Origin of the sequence: Mycoplana dimorpha, assembly GCF_003046475.1 — a bacterium.
GTDB lineage: Bacteria > Pseudomonadota > Alphaproteobacteria > Rhizobiales > Rhizobiaceae > Mycoplana > Mycoplana dimorpha.
This window is the reverse complement of sequence record NZ_PZZZ01000020.1, coordinates 2501-5478: the sequence shown is the minus strand read 5'-3', so window position 1 is coordinate 5478 and position 2978 is coordinate 2501. Positions and strand designations below refer to the sequence as shown.

Sequence of the window (2978 nt, the reverse complement as noted above, 5' to 3'; positions counted from 1 at the left end):
CGATGAGCATGAACAATGAGAACGATCAAGCCGATCGAGCGATTAGTACCGGTAAGCTTCACACATTGCTGCGCTTCCACACCCGGCCTATCAACGTGGTCGTCTTCCACGGCTCTGATAGGGAACACTCGTTTTCAGGTGGGTTTCCCGCTTAGATGCCTTCAGCGGTTATCCCGTCCGTATATAGCTACCCTGCTATGCCCTTGGCAGGACAACAGGTCCACCAGAGATACGTCCATCCCGGTCCTCTCGTACTAGGGACAGATCCTGTCAATATTCCTACACCCACGGCAGATAGGGACCGAACTGTCTCACGACGTTCTGAACCCAGCTCACGTACCGCTTTAATTGGCGAACAGCCAAACCCTTGGGACCTGCTCCAGCCCCAGGATGCGATGAGCCGACATCGAGGTGCCAAACAACCCCGTCGATATGGACTCTTGGGGGTCATCAGCCTGTTATCCCCGGCGTACCTTTTATCCGTTGAGCGATGGCCCTTCCACGCGGGACCACCGGATCACTATGACCGACTTTCGTCTCTGCTCGACTTGTCAGTCTCGCAGTCAGGCGGGCTTATGCCATTGCACTCGACGAGCGATTTCCGACCGCTCTGAGCCCACCATCGCGCGCCTCCGTTACTCTTTCGGAGGCGACCGCCCCAGTCAAACTACCCACCATACACGGTCCCGGATCCGGATAACGGACCGCGGTTAGACATCCATGACGATAAGGGTGGTATTTCAAGGATGGCTCCACAGAAACTGGCGTCCCTGCTTCAAAGCCTACCACCTATCCTACACATGCCGACACGAATGCCAGTGTAAAGCTATAGTAAAGGTGCACGGGGTCTTTCCGTCTGACCGCAGGAACCCCGCATCTTCACGGGGAATTCAATTTCACTGAGTCTGCGTTGGAGACAGCGGGGAAGTCGTTACGCCATTCGTGCAGGTCGGAACTTACCCGACAAGGAATTTCGCTACCTTAGGACCGTTATAGTTACGGCCGCCGTTTACTGGGGCTTCGATTCAAAGCTTGCACCTCTCCTCTTAACCTTCCAGCACCGGGCAGGCGTCAGACCCTATACGTCGTCTTGCGACTTCGCAGAGCCCTGTGTTTTTGATAAACAGTCGCTACCCCCTGGTCTGTGCCACCCCTTCCCACTTGCGTAAAAAGGGGTCACGCTTCTTCCGAAGTTACGCGTGCAATTTGCCGAGTTCCTTCAACGCAGTTCTCTCAAGCGCCTTGGTATACTCTACCTGACCACCTGTGTCGGTTTCGGGTACGGTCTATACGGTGGAGCTATTTCCCGGGACCGCTTCGCGGCAAGGTCAATCCAATAAGACCTTACAACTTACGCGATCCGTCACTACCACCAGGCCCACGAATATTAACGTGGTTCCCATCGACTACGCGTGTCCGCCTCGTCTTAGGGGCCGGCTAACCCTGCTCAGATTAACTTTAAGCAGGAACCCTTGGTCTTTCGGCGAGCGGGTCTCTCACCCGCTTTATCGTTACTCATGTCAACATTCGCACTTCCGATACCTCCAGGCGCCCTCACGGGTCGCCCTTCGCAGGCTTACGGAACGCTCCGCTACCACGTGCATTACTGCACATCCTCAGCTTCGGTGCATGGCTTCAGCCCCGTTACATTTTCGGCGCAAAGACCCTTATTTAGACCAGTGAGCTGTTACGCTTTCTTTAAATGATGGCTGCTTCTAAGCCAACATCCTGGTTGTTTTGGGATCCTCACATCCTTTCCCACTTAGCCATGACTTGGGGACCTTAGCTGGAGGTCAGGGTTGTTGCCCTTTCCACGACGGACGTTAGCACCCGCCGTGTGTCTGCCGACTAGTACTCCTCGGTATTCGGAGTTTGGTTAGGATCAGTAAGACGGTGAGTCCCCATAGCCCATCCAGTGCTCTACCCCCGAGGGTATTCGGTCGACGCTCTACCTAAATAGATTTCGCGGAGAACCAGCTATTTCCGAGTTTGATTGGCCTTTCACCCCTAGCCACAAGTCATCCCAATCTATTGCAACAGATATGGGTTCGGTCCTCCAGTTGGTGTTACCCAACCTTCAACCTGCTCATGGCTAGATCACTCGGTTTCGGGTCTAATGCGACGAACTGAACGCCCTGTTCAGACTCGCTTTCGCTGCGCCTCCACCTATCGGCTTAAGCTCGCTCGCCACACTAAGTCGTTGACCCATTATACAAAAGGTACGCCGTCAGGCTTGCGCCCTCCGACTGTTTGTAGGCAACCGGTTTCAGGTTCTCTTTCACTCCCCTTGTCGGGGTGCTTTTCACCTTTCCCTCACGGTACTTGTTCGCTATCGGTCATGCACGAGTACTTAGGCTTGGAGAGTGGTCTCCCCATGTTCAGACAGGATTTCACGTGTCCCGCCCTACTCAAGGACAATGCCTGTTCTACGTCTACGGGGCTATCACCCGCTAAGGCCGGACTTTCCATTCCGTTCGACTTTATTCAGCATTGCCACTGGCCTGGTCCGCGTTCGCTCGCCACTACTTGCGGAGTCTCGGTTGATGTCCTTTCCTGCAGGTACTTAGATGTTTCAGTTCCCTGCGTTCGCTTCTTACCCCTATGTATTCGAAGGTAAGATACCTTATTTCAATGCTTGGAAACCTAAGCCGCCCTTGCGAGCAGCTTAAATTCTCCAAGCATTTAAGGTGGGTTTCCCCATTCGGAAATCCATGGATCAAAGCTCATTCGCAGCTCCCCACGGCTTATCGCAGCGTATCACGTCCTTCATCGCCTGTGCATGCCAAGGCATCCACCAATTGCCCTTACGACACTTGATCGTTCTCATTGCCAATGCTCATCCTTATTTGGGTTCAGCAAACCTTTCCTCCTCGCTTGCGCTCAGAGGGGTGCTGAACCTGGCCATACGGGCAAGTTGCACTTGCCGCACCAGAAGGCCCGTACCCTTGCAAGGGACAGGCCAGCCAAAAGCCCGGTTA

At 54.2% G+C, this 2978-nt stretch carries 1 rRNA gene; it reads right to left on the bottom strand.

Annotated elements, in window-relative coordinates:
- Positions 1 to 21: 21 nt before the first annotated feature.
- A 23S ribosomal RNA gene (locus C7449_RS21470) occupies positions 22 to 2819 on the bottom strand.
- Between the last annotated feature and the right edge of the window lie 159 nt (positions 2820 to 2978).